At 68.9% G+C, this 20767-nt stretch carries 16 protein-coding genes; 7 read left to right on the top strand and 9 right to left on the bottom strand.

Going from position 1 to position 20767, the window contains the following annotated elements; genetic code table 11:
• Positions 1–2: 2 nt before the first annotated feature.
• The 3 genes from AC07NF_RS20105 to AC07NF_RS20095 all read right to left on the bottom strand — a co-directional run bounded on the left by AC07NF_RS20105 (position 3) and on the right by AC07NF_RS20095 (position 4725).
• A complete protein-coding gene (locus AC07NF_RS20105; RefSeq protein WP_454759295.1) occupies positions 3–764 on the bottom strand; it encodes a TIGR02186 family protein in 762 nt (253 codons plus the stop codon).
• Positions 761–1684 (bottom strand): sulfite exporter TauE/SafE family protein, encoded by a 924-nt coding sequence (locus tag AC07NF_RS20100; protein WP_494630356.1) that lies wholly within the window; start codon positions 1682–1684, stop codon positions 761–763. The genes AC07NF_RS20105 and AC07NF_RS20100 overlap by 4 nt, the downstream gene beginning before the upstream one ends.
• 74 nt (positions 1685–1758) lie before the next feature.
• Positions 1759–4725: a peptidoglycan-binding protein gene (locus tag AC07NF_RS20095; RefSeq protein ID WP_494630351.1), complete on the bottom strand. Its 2967-nt coding sequence runs from the start codon at positions 4723–4725 to the stop codon at positions 1759–1761.
• Between the two features lie 209 nt (positions 4726–4934).
• Here AC07NF_RS20095 and AC07NF_RS20090 point away from each other — a divergent pair, with 209 nt between their 5' ends.
• Positions 4935–5150: a hypothetical protein gene (locus AC07NF_RS20090; protein ID WP_494630349.1), complete on the top strand. Its 216-nt coding sequence runs from the start codon at positions 4935–4937 to the stop codon at positions 5148–5150.
• On the opposite strand, the gene AC07NF_RS20085 is transcribed toward AC07NF_RS20090, so the two are convergent.
• Entirely contained in the window at positions 5147–6814 is a 1668-nt protein-coding gene (locus AC07NF_RS20085; protein WP_494630347.1) for a phosphatidylglycerol lysyltransferase domain-containing protein, read from the bottom strand. The two genes, AC07NF_RS20090 and AC07NF_RS20085, sit on opposite strands and share 4 nt — an antisense overlap.
• A 176-nt stretch (positions 6815–6990) precedes the next feature.
• On the opposite strand from AC07NF_RS20085, the gene AC07NF_RS20080 reads away from it, so the two are divergent.
• The 5 genes from AC07NF_RS20080 (at position 6991) to AC07NF_RS20060 (ending at position 11717) form a co-directional block, all read left to right on the top strand.
• Positions 6991–8196, top strand: a complete 1206-nt coding sequence (locus AC07NF_RS20080) for an acyl-CoA dehydrogenase family protein (protein WP_494630686.1) — start codon at positions 6991–6993, stop codon at positions 8194–8196.
• 4 nt (positions 8197–8200) lie between these two features.
• Complete coding sequence (locus tag AC07NF_RS20075; RefSeq protein ID WP_494630345.1) at positions 8201–8812, top strand: 2-hydroxychromene-2-carboxylate isomerase; 612 nt, start codon at positions 8201–8203, stop codon at positions 8810–8812.
• Positions 8812–9939 carry an acyl-CoA dehydrogenase family protein gene (locus tag AC07NF_RS20070; protein ID WP_494630339.1) on the top strand — a complete coding sequence of 376 codons (1128 nt, stop codon included), beginning with the start codon at positions 8812–8814 and terminating at the stop codon, positions 9937–9939. The genes AC07NF_RS20075 and AC07NF_RS20070 overlap by 1 nt, the downstream gene beginning before the upstream one ends.
• Before the next feature lie 122 nt (positions 9940–10061).
• On the top strand, positions 10062–10718 hold the full coding sequence (locus tag AC07NF_RS20065; RefSeq protein ID WP_494630333.1) for an SH3 domain-containing protein: 657 nt from the start codon (positions 10062–10064) through the stop codon (positions 10716–10718).
• A 279-nt stretch (positions 10719–10997) separates the two neighbouring features.
• Positions 10998–11717 carry a Crp/Fnr family transcriptional regulator gene (locus AC07NF_RS20060; protein ID WP_494630329.1) on the top strand — a complete coding sequence of 240 codons (720 nt, stop codon included), beginning with the start codon at positions 10998–11000 and terminating at the stop codon, positions 11715–11717.
• A gap of 39 nt (positions 11718–11756) precedes the next feature.
• On the opposite strand, the gene pyk is transcribed toward AC07NF_RS20060, so the two are convergent.
• The 3 genes from pyk to AC07NF_RS20045 form a co-directional block, all read right to left on the bottom strand.
• A complete protein-coding gene (pyk, locus tag AC07NF_RS20055; RefSeq protein WP_494630325.1) occupies positions 11757–13187 on the bottom strand; it encodes a pyruvate kinase in 1431 nt (476 codons plus the stop codon).
• A 22-nt stretch (positions 13188–13209) separates the two neighbouring features.
• Positions 13210–15684: a glycoside hydrolase family 3 protein gene (locus tag AC07NF_RS20050; protein ID WP_494630322.1), complete on the bottom strand. Its 2475-nt coding sequence runs from the start codon at positions 15682–15684 to the stop codon at positions 13210–13212.
• A gap of 322 nt (positions 15685–16006) precedes the next feature.
• The gene (locus AC07NF_RS20045; RefSeq protein ID WP_492817321.1) at positions 16007–17023 is read right to left on the bottom strand and encodes a LacI family DNA-binding transcriptional regulator; all 1017 of its coding nucleotides are present in this window, start codon (positions 17021–17023) and stop codon (positions 16007–16009) included.
• Between the two features lie 158 nt (positions 17024–17181).
• Between AC07NF_RS20045 and AC07NF_RS20040 the strand changes: the two genes are divergently transcribed.
• Positions 17182–17958 (top strand): hypothetical protein, encoded by a 777-nt coding sequence (locus tag AC07NF_RS20040; RefSeq protein WP_494630314.1) that lies wholly within the window; start codon positions 17182–17184, stop codon positions 17956–17958.
• Here the strand turns inward: AC07NF_RS20040 and glk are convergent.
• On the bottom strand, positions 17955–18950 hold the full coding sequence (glk, locus tag AC07NF_RS20035; RefSeq protein ID WP_494630311.1) for a glucokinase: 996 nt from the start codon (positions 18948–18950) through the stop codon (positions 17955–17957). The genes AC07NF_RS20040 and glk overlap by 4 nt on opposite strands.
• 14 nt (positions 18951–18964) lie before the next feature.
• The gene (gene edd / locus AC07NF_RS20030; protein WP_494630308.1) at positions 18965–20767 is read right to left on the bottom strand and encodes a phosphogluconate dehydratase; all 1803 of its coding nucleotides are present in this window, start codon (positions 20765–20767) and stop codon (positions 18965–18967) included.

The following is a 20767-nucleotide window of genomic DNA, read 5'->3' as shown; positions in this document are numbered from 1 at the left end:
ACTCAACTCCTTCGGAAGGCCACCGAAGCGGCCCACCCTGCCCCGAGCGCGACTATTACCGACACGAGCCCATAGGTCCACGGACGATCTTTGGCGAAGACGTACAGGGCGCGTTCGGCCCCCGCCTTCTCGACCACCAGGGTGCGGTCGCGGATCGAGACGGGTTTACCGTCCTGGAACAGGACGATCCGGGCGCTGTACCGGCCGATCGGAGCCTCGGCGGGCAGATCCAGCTGGGCGCGGAACAGGCCCTTGTCCACAAAACGGACCCCTTGCGGATCGGCGGCATAGAGGCCGGCCTTCTCCTTCAGGCGCAGCACGGCGCGTCGCCAGTCCAGATAGTCGGCGCCGAGTCGGCTGACTACGACGTCGCGGACGCCGTAGGTGGTCTCGACCCGCTGCTCCAGCGGCGCGGCGATGGCCAGGTGCTCCAGGCCCGCGCCCAGGTGGCGCAGCGGCGCGAAGCCGGCGATGTCCTGCAGCTTGCGGGTCGAGGCCACGCGGTAGAACCCGGGCGCGCCGTGGAACACCACCGGGCGGCTGTTCAGCCACAGGCCGGCGACCTGGGTCTTGCGGGCGATGCGTAGCGGCTGGTCGGGGCCGCGCACAATGACGACGATGTCGCTGGGCCGGTCCTTGGGATCGAAGACGGCGCCGTAGAGCACAATCCGCGCGCCCCGGAAACCGGAGCTGACCCGGATCTCGGTGTCGGTCAGGGCGGCCGAAACCGCGGGGGCCGGGGGCGCTTCTACCAGCGGGATCATCGCGCCGTCCCCGTCATGATGACGAAGGCCTCCTCGGGCTTGATGAACAGGTCCGCGCCCATGCGTAGGCCGACCAGCAGCACCAGCAGCGCCAGCAGCGCCCGCAGTTCCTCGGCCCGGAAACGACCCGAGGCCCGCGCACCCAGCTGGGCGCCGATCACCCCGCCGATCAGCAGCAGAGTCGCCAGGACGATGTCGACCGTCTGGTTGCGGCCGGCCTGCAGCACGCTGGTCAGCGAGGTGGTGATGACGATCTGGAACAGGCTGGTGCCCACCACCACCGGCGCAGGCATGCGCAGCAGGTAGATCATGGCCGGCACCAGGATGAAGCCGCCGCCCACGCCCATCACCGCCGACAGGATGCCGACAAAGACCCCCAGCAGGATCGGCGGGATGACACTGATGTACAGGCGCGAGCGCGGGAAGCGGACCTTGAACGGCAAGGCGTACAGCAGGGCCGGCCGGCGATCGCGGCGCGGCTTGGGCGGCTGGCCGCTGCGACGGCGCAGGATCGCGCCCACCGACTCGGTCAGCATCAGCGCGCCGATTACGCCCAGGAACAGCAGGTACGAGACCGAGACGGCCAGATCCGCCTGGCCGATCAGCCGCAGCCAGCGGAACACCTCGACCCCGGCGAACGAGCCGATCGCCCCGCCACTGGCCAGGACGGCTCCCATCTTGAAGTCGACAACACGCTTCTTGCTGTAGGCGATGACGCTGGAGACCGACGAGGCGGCGACATGGTTGGACTCGCTGGCCACGGCCACGACCGGGGGAATCCCCAGGAACACCAGCACCGGCGTCATCAGGAAGCCGCCGCCGATGCCGAACATGCCCGAGATGAAGCCCACGAGCCCGCCCAGCACTACCAGCAGCAGCGCGTTCACCGAGACTTCGGCGATGGGGAGGTAAAAGTGCAAAGCTCGCGCGGCCCTTGCGGCGTCAGGGTTTACCCTGATTGCCGGGCCGCGCCTTGCGCGTCAACGCGTTGTGCTTAGCGCGCGTAGACCGACAGCTTGTTCAGGGTCTCGCCATCGACGCTGCCCGAGGCCGGCAGGCCCTGGTCGCGTTGATAGGCGGCGATGGCCATGCGCAGGGCCGGCGAAGCGACGCCGTCGCGGGGACCTTGGTAGTAGCCCAGTTGCGACAGCACCCGCTGGGCCATGCCCAGATTGGCGTTGGCGGCCGGCGCGGCGGCGGGCGACAGGCTGGCCGTGACTTGCGTCTGCGGACGGAAGGCCAGGGCCGAGCGGTCGGCGGTCTGCTGGGCTTCGGCGGTCAGCTGAGCGCGCAGGGCCGTGGCGCGGCTGCGGGCGGTGGCGTCACCGGCGCGGCCGGCGATCACGTACCACTTGTAGGCCTCGGCCGGGTTTTGGCTGACGCCGTAACCGCCTTCATACAGTTGGGCCAGGTTGAACTGGCTGTCGACGAGGCCCAGGTCCGCGGCCTTGCGGAACCAGGTCGCGGCGGTGGTCACGTTGCGCGGACCGCCCTCGCCCTTGAAGTAGTAGAGCGCCAGGTTGTGCATGGCGCGCGGGTCGCCACCGGCGGCGGCGCGTTCGCTCCAGCGGCGGGCCTCCGGCATATCCTGCTTCATGCCCTTGCCGGCCTCGAACATCTTCGAGAGGTAGAACTGAGCGGCCGGATAACCGCCGTTGGCGGCCTTCTTGACGCCGTCCAGGCCCGTGCGGTCGCCGGTCTCGATCTTGCGGACGCCGTCCTCGAACAGGGCCTTGGCCTCGTCGGTCGGCTGGGCCGGCGCTTCGGCGGCGACCGGGGTCGCCTGGCTGGCCGTCAGGGCCACGGCGGCGCGCGGGGCGCCCGGCGTGGTGTCGGCTTCCGGGCCGTTGATCTCGACGTCGGCGTTGCGACCGGCGATGGCGTTGGCCACGCGCGGCGGCAGCGCGCCGGCGCCGTCGGTGTTCAGCAGCAGCAGGCCGCCGACGCCGGCGCCCAGGGCGGTCGCCGAGCCGATGGCCACCGCAACGGTCGCCACGGTGGCGCCCAGGCGGTTCTTGGTCTTCTTGCCGGCGAAGCCGAAGCCGCTGAACAGCGACGAACCCGACTTGTCGGCCTTGGCTTTCGCCTTCTTCTCCGGCTTGGCCTTGCCAGCGCCCTTGGCGTCGGCAGCGGCGGCGGCGCGGGCGGCGGCGCGGGCCTGCTCGATGATGTCGCGGGTCGACATCGGACGAGCGGGTTCGGCCGGGGCGAAGTCGGAGACTTCCGGTTCGATCTCGTAGCGCGGCGCTTCCGGCTCGAAGCCATCGGCCAGGGCGTAGTCGTCGTGACCGAAGGCGCGGTCTTCCGGCTCGACAGCCGGGAACTCGGCGACGTCTTCGGCATACGAGGGCGCCGGGGCGCGCGACGGAGCCGGCGCGGCGGCGAAGACGTCTTCTTCTTCGACGTCCTCGTGACCGCTGAACGAGGCCGACTGGTTGAAGTAGCTCTCTTCGAACGGCGAGACCGGCGGCGGCGCGGCGCGGGCCGGCGCGGGAGCCGGGGTCGGCGCCGCGGCGACGGGCGCGGGGGCCGGAGCGGCCTCCAGCTTGCGGGCCGTGTCGTGCAGGCGGGTGTCGATCTTCTCGCGCGCTTCCTCCAGCATGCGGAGCGTGCGCTCCTCGCTCTGGCGGATGCGGTCGATCAGTTCCTGGCTGGAGCGTTCGTGACGCTGGTTCAGGCGCTCGGTGACGCGGGCGACCTGTTCGCCGACATCGTCGATGGCCAGGGCGTTGCGGCGCTCGGCGCTGCCGATGCGCTCGGCCAGCTTCTCGGTGATGCGGGCGATCTCGCTGCCCAGCTTTTCCAGGGCTTGAGCCTGGACGCTGTCGTTGCGGTTCAGCTTGTGCTCGACGGTGGCGGCGATGCGCGCCACCTCGCCGCCGACCTGCTCGATGGCGGTGGCGTTGCGCTGCTCGGCGGCCTGGACGCGGCGGTTGAAGGCGTCGGCGACGCCGACCACTTCACGGCCCATGCGCTCGATAGCCTGGGCCGAGCGCTGCTCGGCGGCCTGCACGTGCGCGGCCATCTCGCCCAGCTTGCGCTCCATGCGGTCGAAACGACCGTCGGCGCTGTCGCGCAGCTTGGCGGCCATCTCGATGCGAGCGGCTTCCATCTTCTGGGTCAGGGTGGCGGCCAGGCTGTCCAGGCGCTCCTGCACGCCGGCGGCCGGATTGGCGCCTTCGACCGCGCCCATGCGCTGGTCCAGGGCCGAGAACGACGAGCTCATTTCGCGCAGGGCCTCGCTGGTGCGGGTCTCGGCGGCTTCAAGACGTTCGGACAGGCGCGCCACGACGGCGTCGACCAGAGCGGACGGGTCTTGAGGAGCAGCGGCGGCCGAAGCCGCGGATTGTTCGTTGATGCGGGCTTCCAGGGCGGCGATCGCCTCGCGGGTGCGGGCCTCGCCGTCATAGAGATGGCCGGCGACCTTCCCCAGAGCGCCTTCCAGGGCGCGCAGAGCTTCGGCCGAACGCGGGCCAGCCGCCTCGGTCTCGATGCGACGCACGCGCTCGGTCGCGCGGCTCTGCTCGGTCTTAAGCTCGTCCACAGCACCTTCGAAACGGGCGGCGACGGCGATCTGTTCACGCTCGGATTGTCCCAAACGCGTGAGCGCGTCGCGGACCGAGTGGTCGATGCCGGAAATGGCGGCGGCGTTGCGGCCTTCGGCGGCCTCGATGCGCTGGGTCAGGCGGTCCAGGGCCACGGCCACGCGGCCGACCTCGTCCGCCGGGTGTTCGGCGATCTCGATGCGCGAGGGCGCGTCGTCCTTGACGATTTCCAGATAGGCGCGGTTCGGCGTGTTTTCAGAACCGGAATTAAGATCCGGACCCTGACCATCGCCTTCGATGATCATGCGATTGAGCCACTCGCCCAGAGTCATGCCGGAGCGACGCGCGAGGTCTTTAGCGACCTCTCGTGCCTTGGGGTCGATCCCCTTTACGCTCCATGGCGACGCCGCAGTCATTGCGAATCGATCTCCTCGCATCTGAGGAAAACGCTAGTCACCGATTCCTGGGGTGTAAACGCGACCAAAACGCCAGATGTAGTGGCCAGACGATTCATTGTGGAGGAATCGGAACGGAGTCCCAAGGTTCTGTAGCGTGGTTAAAACGCAAGAGGGTTAACGCACGTTAACCATTTGCCAGGCCGATTGTCGCAGGCCTAGAAGCGGCCATGGACTTGACCCTAACGATCATCGCCGCGGCAGCGTTCCTGATCCTGACCGTGTTCTGCGGCTGGCGCGGCGCGCGTCCGATCAACGTTTTAAAGGGCCCGCGCATGATCCCGTGGCGTCCTTTGATGATGGTCTGCGTGGTCGCCCTGATGCTGATGCTGGTGCATCTGTTCAACCTGCTAGGCGTCCAGACCGGCAACCAGCAGCGCTACTAGGTCGCAGGAGTCGCAGGGACCTTCTTGGGCCGTTTCGTCAGCCCCGACATGCCGCCCGAAGACAGCAAACCGATGTCGGCAAGCAGGAAAGGGATGGCCCACTTGTGGGGCGCGGCAATGTAGCGCGGCTGCCAGACGGGGTCGTACTTGTCCTTGTAGCGACGCACGCCCTGGAAATTGTAGATCTCCTCGCCGCGCTCATAGAGCAGCCGGCCGACGCGCGACATGATCGGCGCCAGGGGGCGATCGTCCAGGCCGGCCAGCGGAGCCATGCCGAACTCGAACGCCTGGTAGCCCTCATCCTTGCCCCACTGCAGCAGTTCGACGAACAGGTAGTCCATGACGTTCTTGGGCGCCTCGTCGGAGTAGCGCATCAGGTCCATCGAGAACGAGGTCTTGCAGGCCGTCAGCCACAGGGTGGCGAAGGCGACGATCTTGCCCTCCTCGCCGCGCACCACCGCCACCGGGAACTCGGCCACGTAGCGCGGGTCGAAACCGCCCATCGAGAAGCTCTTCTCGCCGCCGGCGTGATGGCTGAGCCAGGCGTCGGAGATCGACTTCAGCTCGTCCATGATCGCCATGACCGGCTCGCCGACCGGCAGGATCTCGAAGGCCGCCCCGCCCTCCCCGGCCTTGCGCCAGTTGCGACGCAGGACCTCGCGACGGCGGCCGACCAGGCTGAAGGCTTCCAGCGGCACGGCGGCGCTCTCGCCGGTCTTCTGGATGGCGAGACCCAGGTCGACGGTGTCGGGCAGGTCCTCAGGACCCAGGCCATAGAAGCCCGCGCGCGCGGCGTGGGCGTCGGCCAGCTCACGGAAGCGCCAGAACAGCTCCATGCGCTCCTCGTCCTTGCCGACCGGCGCGCCCAGGGCGACCCACGACCGGCCACGCACGCCGAACATCAGGAAGCTCTCGCCCGAGGCCGAGAACAGGAAACGCTTGTCGCCCAGCAAGGCCAGGTTGGCGGCCGGCTCGGCGTCCTGGGCCTTGGCCAGGATGGCGCGAACCCGGTCGAACTCGGGATCGGTGTCGTCGACCACGCCGGGCGTGGCGGCGGTGGCGATCAGCCGCCAGATGCCGACGGCCAGCAGCACGATGGCGGCGGCCACCGACGAGCGGATGGCGCGGGCGGCCTCGTCATGGTCCTGCAGGACGCGGATCCAGGACTTGTCGGCGAATTCGGTGTGGTTGAACGACCACCAGCCCAGCAGGCTGGCCCCGATGACCGCCGCGGCGGCCGACAGCAGCCAGCCGGGCGTGATCTCCATGCGGGTCAGGGCCGCCTTGCGCGGGAAGGCGTCGTGGAACGGCAGGATGGCCAGGAAACAGACGGCCAGCATCGCCGTCTCCTCCCAGTTCAGGCCCTTGAAGATGGCCAGCACCGCCGAGGCGGCCAGCACGATCAGCACCGCCCACCAGGCCGCCCCCAACCGCGCGCGCAGGCCGAACGCCAGCAGCAGCAGGACCAGGCCCAGGATGGAGGAGAAGAAGTGGCTGATCTCGATCAGCAGGTCCGGCGCGAAGGCCAGCAGCAGCAGGAAGCGGGTCGGCTCGGACGGCGTCGCCCCCGAAGCCAGCAGCATGACCCCCGCCGACGCGGCCAGGATCGCCGCCAGGGTCGGGGCGATCGCCAGGGCCGCGGGCCTGAAAACTGTCGAGGACATCCAGATCCCGGAGAGACGAATCCCCAGCGGGATTCAGCAGTGATCCCCCGTATAGCGCGCAAACGATGACATGGTCGCGAGCCAAGATGCGAACGATCGTTTGAATCGACTTGCCGCCGTCGTCGCGTGGCGTAGTGTGTGCGCCAACTACAGACGTCCGCCTAGGGAGAAGAATGATGGCCGATTTCGGGGGAACCGAGCTCGACGCCTTCCGCGCCGAGACCCGCGCCTGGCTGGAGGCCAACTATCCCAAGTCCCTGAACGCCCCGATGGGTGAGGACGACGCCCCCTGGGGCGGCCGCAAGATGGCCTGGAAGAACCCAGACGCCAAGCTGTGGCTGGACCGTATGGCCGAGAAGGGCTGGACGGCCCCGATGTGGCCCAAGGAATATGGCGGCGGCGGCCTGTCCAAGGCTCAGAACAAGGTGCTGGAGCAGGAGCTGCGCCGGCTGAAGGCCCGCCCGGCCCTGATGAGCTTTGGCATCTGGATGCTGGGTCCGGTGCTGCTGGAATACGCCACCGAGGAGCAGAAGCAGCGCTTCCTGCCGCAGATCGTGAAAGGCGAGATCCGCTGGTGCCAGGGCTATAGCGAGCCGGGCGCGGGCTCTGACCTCGCGTCCTTGCAGACCAAGTGCGAGGACAAGGGCGATCACTATCTGATCAACGGCCAGAAGGTCTGGACCAGCTATGCCGACCAGGCCGACTGGATCTTCTGCCTGGTGCGCACCGACACGACCAAGAAGCACGAGGGCATCTCGTTCGTGCTGTTCGACATGACCTCGCCCGGCGTAGAGGCCCGCCCGATCAAGCTGATCAGCGGCTCCTCACCGTTCTGCGAGACCTTCTTCGACAATGTGAAGGTTCCCAAGGAACAGCTGGTCGGCAAGCTGAACGGCGGCTGGGACATCGCCAAGCGGCTCCTTCAGTACGAGCGCCAGAACATCAGCGCTTCGGGCTTCGGCGGCGGCGGCGGCCTGTCGCCCGTCGAGGCGGCCAAGAAGGAGATCGGCGTCGACAGCGAAGGCCGCATCGCCGACGGCGACTTCCGTGCTCGCCTGGCGGCCCACTCGATGGACGCCCACGCCTTCATGCTGACCGTGCGTCGCGCCGAGGCCGAGTCCAAGCAGGGCTCGGGCCCCAGCGCCGCCGTCTCGATCATCAAATACGCCGCCGCCAAGATGAACCAGGAGCGCACCGAGCTCTTGGTCGAGGCGCTGGGGCTGCAAGGCCTGGGCTGGGAAGGCCAGGGCTTCGCCGCCGAGGAGCTGGCCGCGCCGCGCGCCATGCTGCGCGCCAAGGGCAACTCGATCGAGGGCGGCACCAGCGAGGTGAACCTGAACGTCGTCGCCAAGCGCGTCCTCGGCCTGCTGGACCACCAGTAAGCCGATGATCGAGTTCTGGTACGAGTTCGCCTCGACCTACTCCTATCCGGCGGCCATGCGCATCGAGCGACTGGCCGCGGACAAGGGCGTGGCCGTGGCCTGGCGGCCGTTCATCCTGGGTCCGCTGTTCCATGAGCAGCAGGGGCTGAACGACAGTCCTTTCAACGCCATACCGGTGAAGGGTCAGTACATGTGGCGCGACCTGGAGCGGGTCTGCGACCAGCAAGGTCTGCCGCTGCATCACCCCAGTCAGTTCCCGCGCAACAGCCTGCTGGCCGCCCGCGTGGCGCTGGTCGGGATCGAGGACGGCTGGACCCCGGCGTTCAGCCGCGCGGTGTACCAGGCCAACTTCGTCGACGACCTGGACATCGGCAGTCCCGAGGTCCTCAGCGTCCTGATCGCCGAGGTCGGCGCGGGTCCCGAGCACGTCCTGGCCGCCGCCCAGTCCGATCCGATCAAGGCCTTGCTGAAGGACCATGTCCGCCAGGCCAAGGAACGCGGCCTGTTCGGCGCGCCCAGCTTTCTCACCGCCGACGGCGAGCTCTTCTGGGGCAACGACCGTCTGGAACAGGCCCTCGACTGGGCCGTCCGTCATCAATCCAGGGAGCACGCCTGATGGCCGTCCTGACCGAAGAACAGACCATGCTGCGCGACGCCGCCAAGGGTTGGGCCAGCGAAAGCGCCCCCGTCGGCGCCCTGCGCAAGCTGCGCGATGGCAAGTCCAAGCAGAGCTTCGATCCCGCCGCCTGGGCCGAGATGGGCGAGATGGGCTGGGCCGGGGTCATCGTCCCCGAAGAGCATGACGGCTCGGCCTTCGGCTATCTGGGCCTGGGGCTGATCCTGGAAGAGACCGGCCGCACCCTGGCCGCCTCGCCCCTGCTCTCCACCGCCATGATCGCCGCTTCGGCGCTGAACCTCGCCGGTTCGGACGCCCAGAAGGCCGCTTGGCTGAGCAAGATCGCCACCGGCGCAGCCGTCGCCACCCTGGCGATCGATGAGGGCTCGCACCACAACCCCGCCCGTACGGCCCTGACCGCCACCAAGGGCGGCGCGGGCTACGTCCTGAACGGAACCAAGACCTTTGTGCTGGACGGCGAAACGGCCGACCTGCTGATCGTCGTCGCCCGCACCAGCGGCGCCGGGACCGAGGGCCTGACCCTGTTCCTGGTCCCCGGCGACGCCCCCGGCGTCACCCGCACCCACCTGTCGCTGCTGGACTCGCGCGGCGCGGCCCAGATCGCCTTCGACGGCGTCGAGGTCGGGGCCGACACGGTGCTGGGCGAGGTCGACAAGGGCTGGGCGGTGCTGGAGCCGGTGCTGGACCGCGCCTATGCAGGCCTGGCGGCCGAGATGCTGGGCAGCGCCTCGGCGGCCTTCGACATCACGTTGGACTACATCAAGACCCGCACCCAGTTCGGCCAGGTCATCGGCACCTTCCAGGCGCTGCAGCACCGCGCCGCCAAGTGGTTCACCGACATCGAGACCACCCGCTCGTGCGTCGAGGCCGCCTTGGAAGCCTTCGACGCCGGCGGCGACACCCGCGCCCTGGCCTCCCTGGCCAAGGCCAAGGCGTCGGAGCTGGTCCACCTGGCCTCCAACGAGATGGTCCAGATGCACGGCGGCATCGGCATGACCGACGCCCACGACAGCGGCCTGTTCATGAAGCGCGCTCGCGTCACTGAGGCCCTGTTCGGCGGTGCCAGCTTCCACCGCGACCGCTACGCCCGCCTGATGGGCTTCTGATACCCCCAGTCCTGGGGATAGGCCCTCCCCACAGCCCCCGGATACCGTCGTTCTCGAACTGACGGACCGGGGGTCCCGCTGAGCGCGGGTTTCAAAGACGGCTTCCGTCCAGGGGAGCCATCATGACCAAGCTTATCGCCACCGTTACCGCCCTGGGCCTCGCCCTCGCCGCGACCACCGCCCACGCCCAGACGCTGCAGCTGACCTATCCGACCGACGCGTCGATGAGCTGCGACCAGATCAGCGCCGAGATGGTCCGCATGGACCAGGTGATGGGCGTCTCCAACGGCAATATCGCCAGCGCCGAGGGCGCCGCGCGCGGGGCCGAGACCGCCGCCAGCCTGGGCGTCAATGCCGCGCTCTACAGCGGCGCCCTGGGCCGGGTGCCGGGCCTCGGGATGTTCGCCAACGCCGCCGCCGCGCAAGCCAAGGCCGCTGCCGCCGCCAAGGCCCAGCGCGAGGCCCAGAACATCCAGGTCGCCCAGCAGCGCCGGGCCGTGATGGCCGGCCTGTATCAAGGCAAGTGCGGCGCGGCCGCCGCCATCGTCCCGGCCACGCTCACGACTACCGCCCCGGCCCCCGCCGCCTTGCCCACCCTGGCCACGACCCAGGACGTCATCCTGCGTGGCTCGGCGGCCCCCAACGGCGCGGCCGTGGGCACGGTCAAGGCCGGCGGCGCGGTCTATCCGACCGGCCAGCGCAACGGCGTCTGGATCGAGGTCGACGACGAGAACGGCGCCCGGGGCTGGATGTCCTCGGCCTTCGCCAAGGCGAAGTAGTCACCCCCCAACCGAATCCTTCACTTGGGCCGCCGCGAGGCGGCCTTTTTCTTTGCCCATCCTAGATGATCTCAGGTTGAGGACCGCCTAGACTGAGCAGTTATGTCGGGAACCCGACAAACTGACAGCATGTCAAATGATCGACACCCACAAAGAGTTCGCCGGACTCTTTTGTTTTTGCTCCGCTCCTGACTGGATTGTGTCGGCTAAGCGACGGCGCGGCCCAGCTGTCCCACCTATAGCTTGCAACCCTTGCCGTGAGACGGCGTTCGATTCGTCATGACTGGGCCGTTGGCGACCTTGAAGAACCGCTTGCTTTCCGCATTACCGTCCGAAGACAGGGCCCTGCTCGCGCCTCATCTTTCTACGGTCGACCTCGAGAAGGGCCGCCTGCTCTATGATCCGGGCGACCTGATCGATCACGTCTATTTCCCGACCGACTGCATCATCTCGCTGATGACGCTGATGGAGAACGGCGCGGCCATCGAGTCCGCCACCATCGGTCGCGAAGGGGCGCTGGGCCTGATGGCTGCCGTGGCTCCGCGCCAGTCGCTGAGCCGCGCCATCGTCCAGGCCCCTGGCTCGGCCCTGCGCATCGCGTCGGGTCCCCTGCACGAGGCCTGGAGTCGCAGCGCCGCCCTGCGCGACCTGGTCGACCGTCACAACGAGGCCCTGTTCGGTCACGCCATCCAGTCGGTGGCCTGTAACGCCCTGCACGCGGTCGAGGCGCGCTTCTGCCGCTGGCTGCTGTCGTGCCACGACCGCCTGGACAGCAACACCATCAGCCTGACCCAGGAATTCCTGGCCGACATGCTGGGCGTCCAGCGCACCACCGTCACGGCTGTGGCCGGCTCGCTGCAGGCCAAGGGCCTGATCCGCTATCGCCGAGGCGTGGTCGACATCCTGGACCGCGCGGGCCTCGAGGCCATGACCTGCGAGTGCTACGGCGCGGTGCGTCGGGGCTACCAGCGGCTGCTGCCGGCGTCATTCGCCTCATAAAGAAAATCCCGGGCCTTGGCCCGGGATCTCTATTCTCAGTTAGCGGCGGCGCGCTGGCGCCGGTGCGTGCGCCAGACGCAGCAGGTTCGCCGCGCCCGGGGCGCCGAACGGCGTGCCCGCGACGACCAGCAGGCGTTCGCCCGGCGCCACCAGGCCCAGCTCCAGCGCCTTGCTCGAGGCGTCAGTGGTCACGACTTCCAGGCTGTCGGGCTGAGCGCTGACGCGCGGCTCGATGCCCCAGCACAGGGCCATGCGGCGCACGGCGTTGATGTCCGGCGACAGGGCCAGAACCGGTTGCAGCGGACGTTCGCGCGACAGACGACGGGCGGTCGCGCCGGTGGTGGTGAAGGCCACCAGACACTTGGTCGAGCCCGACTTGGCGGCGCCGGCGGCGGCGACCACCAGCACGTCGGCGTCGTCGTCGTCGTGGCTCTGCTCGGCCTGCATCAGCTCGGGCCAGCGCGGGTCGCGTTCGACGCGCTCGATGATGCGGTTCATCATCGACACCGACTCTTCGGGATATTCGCCGGCGGCGGACTCGGCCGACAGCATCACCGCGTCCGCGCCTTCATAGACGGCGTTGGCGACGTCCGAGGCCTCGGCGCGGGTCGGGGTCGGCGAGCTGATCATCGACTCCAGCATCTGGGTCGCGACGATCACCGGGATGCCGCGCGCGCGCGCCTCCCGCAGGATTTCCTTCTGGGCCACCGGCACTTCTTCCGGAGCCATTTCGACGCCCAGGTCGCCGCGAGCGACCATGACGCCGTCGCAGAGATCCATGATCGGACCCAGCACCTTCAGGGCCTGGGGCTTTTCGATCTTGGCCAGCACGGCGGCGCGGCCTTCGACGATGCGGCGCAGCTCGGCCATGTCCTCGGGGGCCTGCACGAACGACAGGGCGATCCAGTCGACGCCCAGGCGCAGGGCGAAGGCCAGGTCCTCGCGGTCCTTCGGGGTCAGGGGCGACATCGGGATGACGACGTCCGGCACCGCCACGCCCTTGCGCTCCGACAGCTTGCCGCCGTTCGAGACGGTGGTGTTGGCGTAGCCCGGACCGGCGTCGGTCACGACCATGCGCAGCTTGCCGTCGTCCAGCAGCAGGGTCGCGCCCGGCCGCATGGCGGTCAGGATCTCGGGGTGCGGCAGGTGGACCCGCGTCTCGTCGCCCGGGGTCGGGTCGTTGTCGAAGCGGAAGGCCTGGCCGGCCTGGAGCACCACCGGACCGTTGGCGAACTTGCCGACGCGCAGCTTGGGACCTTGCAGGTCGGCCAGGATGCCCAGAGGACGCCCCACGGTCTTCTCGGCCTCGCGGATCGCCGCATAGACGGCCGCGTGGGTCTCGTGCGCCCCGTGGCTGAAGTTCAGGCGGAAGACGTCAGCCCCGGCCTTGGCCAGGGTGACGATCATTTCGGGCGAGCTCGACGCGGGGCCAATGGTGGCCACGATGCGAGAGCGACGGGCGCGGATCATGCCGTCGCTCCTTCTTTTTGGGTCAGCTTGGCGGACAGAAGGCGTCGCCCTCGTTGGAGGCCAGTCTGATTTCGGTGAATGACAGAGTCATGCGTCCGGCGGTGGACAGCGAGAACGGGGACGAAACATGCGTCACGTCCGCGCCCTTGGCCTTGAAGCAGGAAAGTTTGATCTTGGCCGTACGCCATTCGCCGAGTTTCGCACCTGACAACGTTGACGTTACGTCTACCGTCGCCCCGCAGGATTCGCCACAGGCGATCCCTAAGGAAACCGGTTTCCCTGGGGACGCATCCACCCTGTAGCGGATCGAAATCGCCATGTCGCCGGTGGTCTGGCGTGACAGATCCACAGGCGGGCCAGCGATGGTAACGGTCCCATCCCCGTCGCCGCTCCAGGTCGCCTGGCGTGCGTTTTCTTGAGCGCCCGCGTCGACTGTTTTCAGTGAGACGGCCCCGCCCACGTTCAAGGTCCACGGCGCGGGAACGTGGCCGGCGACAAAGTAGCGGTCGGCATTGACGGCGGCCGAGGTGGCGCCAGGGTTTTCCGACAGAGCCGCCACCTTGCCGGGCTTGGCGTAGCTCAGGCCATAGCCATAGGCGAACAGCGGATCGTAGCCCGCGTCGCCGACATTGATCGGCTCCTGGTCGGCGCGCTTGGGCCAGCTGAACGACAGCTTGCCCGTGAAGTCGTTGCGCGGCTTGCCGGCCGCATCACCCACCAGCACATCGGCCACGCCGCCGCCTTCCGACCCCGGCAGCCAGGCCGCCACGAAGGCGTCCGAGGCGTTGATCTCGGGATTGGTCCACATCGGCCGGCCGCTCAGGAACACCGACACTACCGGGATGCCGGCGGCCTTCAGCTTCTTCAGCAAAGCGAGGTCGGTCTTGTCGCCGGGCTGGTACTCGGTGCTGGCGACGTCGCCCTGGAACTCGGCATAGGGGTTTTCGCCGAACACCACGATGGCCACGTCGGGCTTCTGCTTGAAGTCACCCGAGGTCGATAGCTCGGCGCTGCCGCCGCCGGCCTTCACCGCCTGCGCGATGCCGCCATAGATCGACTGGCCGTGCGGGAAGTCGCTGTTCTTGTTGCCCGTGCCCTGCCAGGTCAGGGTCCAGCCGCCGGCCGCCTTGCCGATGTCGTCGGCCCCGTCGCCGGCCACCAGCACGTGGGCCGAGCTCTTCAGCGGCAGCACGCCGTCGTTCTTCAGCAGCACCAGCGACTTGCGCACCGCCTCGCGGGCCACGGCGCGGTGGGCGGGCGAACCCAGCAGCTCGTACTTGGCTTCCAGCGGGCGCTTGTTCTCGAACAGGCCCGACTTGACCTTGACCCGCAGGATGCGGCGCACGGCGTCGTCGATGCGCGCCATCGGGATCTGGCCGGCCTTCACCTGGGCCAGGGTGTTGTCGTACAGGCCCTTCCAGCTGTCGGGGGCCATGATCATGTCCATGCCCGCGATATAGGCCTGGGCGCAGTTGGTGTTGGTGCAGCCCTCGACCTGGCCGTGGGCGTTCCAGTCGCCGACCACGAAGCCCTGGAAGCCCAGACGGCCCTTCAGCACGTCGGTCACCAGGCTCTTGTTGCCGGTGTGCTTGACCCCGTGCCAGCTGGAGAACGAGACCATCACCGACAGGATGCCGGCGTCGATGGCGGGCGGATAACCGGCCGCGTGCAGGCCGACCAAATCGGCCTCGGAGATCTGGGCGTCGCCCTGGTCCTTGCCACCCTCGGTGCCGCCATCGGCCAGGAAGTGCTTGGCCGAGCCGGCCACGTGCGCCGCGCCCAGCGGCTTGCCGGCGACCAGCGGACCTTGCAGGCCCAGGGTCATCGGGCCGGCATAGCTCTTCACCACCTCCGGATCCTCGGCATAACCCTCATAGGCCCGGCCCCAGCGCTCGTCGCGGGGCACGGCCACGGTGGGGCCAAAGGTCCAGTCGGCGCCGGTGGCGACCATCTCCTCGGCGGTCGCCTCGCCGATGCGGCGGATCAGGTCCGGATCGCGCGCCGCGCCCAGGCCGATATTGTGCGGGAAGATCGTCGCGCCCACGACGTTGTTGTGCCCGTGCACGGCGTCGACGCCGAACATGATCGGGATCTCCTGGTGGCCGCCCCGGTTCTCCAACGCCGCGGCGCGGAAGGCGCGGATCCACTCGACCCAGCGCTGGGGCGTGGCGCGGTCGTTGCCGTCGGGCGCGCTGTTGCCGCCGACCAGCACCGAGCCCAGGCGGTATGTCTTGAGCTCCTCCGGCGTGATCGAGGCGCCGTCGGCCTGGATGGTCTGGGCGACCTTCTCCTCGACGGTCATCTGGCCCATCAGCTTGGTGATGAAGGCCTCGGTCTTGGCGTCGGTGATCGCGGCGGGGCTGGCGGCCTTGGGCCACATCTCCGGATGGGCGGTGGCGGCAGCGGAATTGGCCTGGGCCGAGGCGACGTTCGCCAGGCCTGCGGCGAGGATCAGGGTCAGCGCCGAGGCGGCGGCGAGACGGCCGTATGCGGACATGGTGTTTCCCAGGATACGCCCGCCCCCCTGGCGGACCATGTGAACTCGAAAAGCGCTCGACGCGGCGCTTGCGGGATGACCGCGCCGAGCGAAAGAGAAGCGGTTCAGGGCCGCTTGGAGGGGAGTGATCGTGCGCACAGGATGGCGCGACGGACGCTGGTCCGGTCAGGCGAGGTCATGGCGTTTCCTCCTGACGCCGCCTTACCGTGGGCGACCGTCTTGATCACTCCGATCTCACGTCGATCGGACAGCGCTGTCAAGGACAATATGATTGCGGTAACATCGATTACATCCCTGAAGTGCGTCTAACGCGGGCCCCCTCTTAGGAGATTGGACCCGTGGATTCCCGGACGACCAGCTCGAAGTCCAGCAGGCGCGACGGCGGCGGCGCGCCCTCCTCCCGCTCAACGCCGTGCATCAGCATGTCAGCGGCCGCGCCGGCCATGGCGTGGATCGGCTGGCGGACGGTGGTGAGTTGCGGCCAGGTGATCTTGGCCCCCGGCGTGTCGTCGAAGCCGGCCACCGACAGCTGGGCCGGCAGGTCCAGGCGCATGCGGTTGGCCACGGCCATGACGCCCAGGGCCATGTCGTCGTTCGATGCGAAGATGGCGGTCGGGCGGTCGGCGCCGCCCAGCAGCTTCTCGGCCGCGTCGAAGCCCGAGCGGAACGAGAACCAGCCCTGCTCCACCCGGTCGTCGCGGATCGGCAGGCCCGCGTCGCGCATGGCGTCGATGAAACCCTGGTGGCGCTGATGCGAGGCGCCGTGGTCGGGGTGGCCGATGATGAAGCCGATGTCGGTATGGCCCAGCTCGATCAGGTGCTTGGTCATCTCATAGGCGGCCAGGCGGTCGTCCATGCTGACCCACGGGGCGCGGTCGATGTCGCCGCCCGGCGCGATGCGGACATAGGCCACGCCTTCCCGCTCCAGCGCGGCCAGCACCACGGGATGGTCGCTGAGCGGCGGCGTCAGGATCACGCCGTCCATGCGCAGGGTCGCCAGCATCGGCGCGACCTGGTCCTCGACATCGCCGGTCGAGTCGATCGGCTCGACGATCAGGTGGAAGCCTTCCTGCCGGCAGCGCGCGATGGCGCCCAGCTGCACGTCGGTGACGTAGCCGGGGCTGGGGTTGTCGAAGAAGACGCCGATCAGATAGGCCTTGGAGCCCGCCAGGCTGCGAGCCGAGATGTTGGGGCGATAGTTCAGCGCGGCCACGGCGGCCTGCACCCGGTCGCGGGTGTCGGCCTTGACGTTGGGCTCACGGTTCAGCACCCGCGACACCGTCTTGATCGAGACCCCGCTCTCGCGGGCCACGTCGTGGATCGTGATCTTGGCGCTCAATTCCGTCCCTCGCCGCCCCGATTCGTGCGTTATGGCGGCTACTTAGCCATGACAAGGCTGTCATGGCGAGCCCCCTCTGACACGCCCTAAAACCGCCCCACGGTCGCCCTGCTATCGCGCCGCCGCGTCCATCACGCGCGACAGAGGGGCTGCCACCCATGAAACCACGCGACCTGATGACGGCTGTGGTCGTCGGAGCCTCCCTGGCGGCCCCGTCCCTGGCGGCGGCCCAGTCATCCATCACGCCCCAGACGATGGGACGGCTGGACGTCCTGGGGCGCTTCGCCGCCGCCGCGCCCTTCTGCGAGGCCCTCGGCTACACCCAGACCGATCGCGACGGGCAGGCCTTCTCGCGCGAAATCGCCAAGATCGCCGAGCGTATCGGGGCCAGCCCGCAGGAGGCGCAGGCGGTGGTGGCGGCGTCCAAGGCGCGCGAGACCGCCGAAACGCAAGCCGCGCGAGACCGCGTCCAGGCCAATTTGAAGGATCCCGGCGGCGACAGGGCCCTGCGCGAGTTCGCCGATGGGCTGTCCTTCCGCTGCCGCCGCGCGGTCGACGATCCCGTGGGCAGCGTGCTGATGAAATCGCCGGCGGGCGCGATCAGCACCCTGTCGCTGCGCTATGTCGACAGCCAGCTCACGCCCTACGGCCGAGCAGGCTGGCAGTCGCCGTACGTGCTGGCGGGCGGCGACTTGGCCGAGGCGGTCGGCACGTGTGACGCGCGGGTCAGCCGCGCCCAGGGCCGCGCCTATCTGGCGGAGCTGCGGGATCCCAGCCGCTTCTCGCCCGACATCAACGACACGATCCAGGCCTGGATCGACGCCAGGATCGCCAAGGGACGCGAGGCCGCCAAGACGACGCCGCCCAGCGCCGCCCAGTGCGGCCAACTGCTGGCGCGGCGCAAGGCGGCGTTGCTGAAGGCGCCGTTGACCTAGGAGACGGCCGCCCGGCCCTCGGGCGTCAGGGCCACCGCGGCGCCGATCAGCGCGGTGTGCGGGTGCAGGATGACGTGGGTCGGGATCGCCTGGGTGAAGCCCGACAGGCGGCCCTTCTCTTCGAAGCGCTCACGGAACGGGCTCTTTTCCAGGATGTCGATGATCCGGGGCGCGATGCCGCCGGCGATGAACACGCCGCCGCGCGCGCCCAGGGTCAGGGCGATGTCGCCGGCCGTCGAGCCCAGCACCGCGCAGAAGCGGTTCACCGTGGCCAGGCTGTCGGCGCAGCCTTCGGTCGCGCGTTCGGTGATCTGCTTGGCGGTCAGGGTCTCGACCTTGCGGCCTTCAGCGGCGGCGAGCGCGACGTGCAGGTCTTCCATGCCGGGACCCGACAGGATGCGCTCGACCGAGACGCGGCCGCCGTCCAGCTGCTTGGTCAGGGCGCGCAGCACCTCGATCTCGACCTCGTCCAGCGGCGCGAAGGCGACGTGGCCGCCCTCGGTGGCCAGCGGGATCTCTTGCCCATGACGACGCACCAGGCCGGCGACGCCGAAACCGGTGCCCGGACCCAGGATGGCCAGGTCACCCTCGCCCGAGGTCGGCAGATGGCCGATCTGGCGCAGGTCCTTGGGACCCAGGCGCGGAGCCGCGAGAGCTTGAGCGGTGAAGTCGTTGATCAGCTTGGCATTCCGGAAGCCGCCGGCGCGACGCAGGCTGTCTTCCGAGATCCGCCAGTCGAGATTGGTCATGTGGACCGAGCCGTGCTCGATCGGGCCGGCCACGGCCACCACCGCCTGGTCGGGATGGCGCACGCCGACCTTCTGCAGATAGGCCTCGATGGCGCTCTCGGCCGTGCCGTAGTCCTCGCCCTTATAGGTCGTGGGCTCGATCAGGCGCGGGTCCTGACCGTCGAATTCGACCAGGGCGAAGCGGGCGTTCGTGCCGCCGATATCGCCGACGAGACCCAGACCCGGGCTGTGATTGCCGTCCATAACCTAGCGCTTCCTCAAGCAAAGACGGAGGCGCCGGCGTCGGCCGCGCCGACCCCGCTGCGCATCCATCCAAACAGTTCCCTACCAAAGCCCGGCTTGCTCGCCGGGACGTTCGCCGGCGTGCGGGCGCGCAGAACGGCCTCGTCCACCAGGATCTTCAATTCGCCGGTCTCGGCATTGACGCTGATCACGTCGCCGTCCTGGACATAGGCCAGAGGCCCGCCCTTGGCGGCTTCCGGCGTCACGTGGATGGCGGCGGGCGTCTTGCCCGACGCGCCCGACATGCGGCCGTCGGTGACCAGGGCGACCTTATAGCCGCGATCCAGCAGCACCGAGATCGACGGCGACAGGTTGTGCAGCTCGGGCATGCCGTTGGCCGACGGGCCTTGGAAGCGGACGACCACGACCACGTCGCGATCCAGCTCGCCGCGCTTGAAGGCGGCGATGAAGTCTTCCTGCTCCTGGAACACAGCGCAGGGGGCTTCGATCACATGGTGCTCGGGCTTCACGGCCGAGATCTTCATGACACCGCGGCCCAGGTTGCCGGCCATCAGACGCAGGCCGCCTTCCTTGCTGAACGGGTCGGAGACGGGGCGGACGATGGCGGTGTCGAGGCTCTCGGCCGCGCCCTCGCGCCAGCTCAGCACGCCGTCCTCGAGGTGCGGTTCCTGGGCGTACAGCGACAGACCGGGGCCAGCGATGGTCTGGACGTCTTCGTGCACCAAACCTGCTTTAAGCAGCTCGCGGATCACGAAGGCCATGCCGCCGGCGGCCTGGAAGTGGTTCACGTCGGCCGAACCGTTCGGATAGACGCGGGCCAGCAGCGGCGTGGCCTTGGAGATGTCGTCCAGGTCTTCCAGCGTCAGCTGGATGCCGCCCGCATGCGCCATGGCAATGATGTGCAAAGCCAGGTTCGTCGAGCCGCCGGTGGCCATCAGGCCGACCACGCCGTTGACGATCGACTTCTCGTCGATCATTCGGCCGACCGGGATGAACTCGTTGCCCTTGTTGGTCACGGCGGCGGCGCGGCGAGCGGCTTCCTTGACCAGGGCTTCACGCAGCGGCGTGTTGGGGTGGACGAAGGCCGAGCCGGGCAGATGGAAGCCCATCAGCTCCATCAGCATCTGGTTGGTGTTGGCCGTGCCGTAGAAGGTGCAGGTGCCGGGGCCGTGATAGCTGGCCTGCTCGGCTTCCAGCAGCTCGGCGCGGCCGACCTTGCCCTCGGCGTAGAGGGCGCGGATGCGGGCCTTCTCGCTGTTGGGCAGGCCCGAGGTCATCGGGCCGGCGGGCACGAACAGGGCCGGCAGGTGGCTGAACGTCAGCGCGCCCATGACCAGGCCCGGCACGATCTTGTCGCAGACGCCCAGATACAGCGCCGAGTCGAACGCGTCGTGGGTCAGGGCGACGGCCGTGGCCATGGCGATGACGTCGCGCGAGAACAGCGACAGCTCCATGCCCGGACGGCCCTGGGTGACGCCATCGCACATGGCCGGCACGCCGCCGGCGAACTGGGCGGTCGCGCCCACTTCACGCGCGGCGACCTTGATCAGCGCCGGATACTCTTCCAGCGGCTGGTGGGCCGACAGCATGTCGTTATAGGCCGAGACGATGCCGATGTTCGGCGCGTTCGGGTCCAGCGCGCGCACCTTGTCGACGCCCGGCGAGGCGGCGAAGGCGTGAGCCCAGTTGGCGCAGGACAGCTTGGCCCGGCCCGGCTGGCTGTCGATCGCGTGCTGCATGTTGGCGAGGTACGCCGCGCGGCTGTCCTTGCTGCGCTCGACGATGCGGGCGGTGACTTCGGCGATGACCGGGTTCAT

Source organism: Caulobacter sp. GW821-FHT10A06, from assembly GCF_059415805.1.
This window is presented reverse-complemented; position numbering and strand designations above follow the sequence as displayed.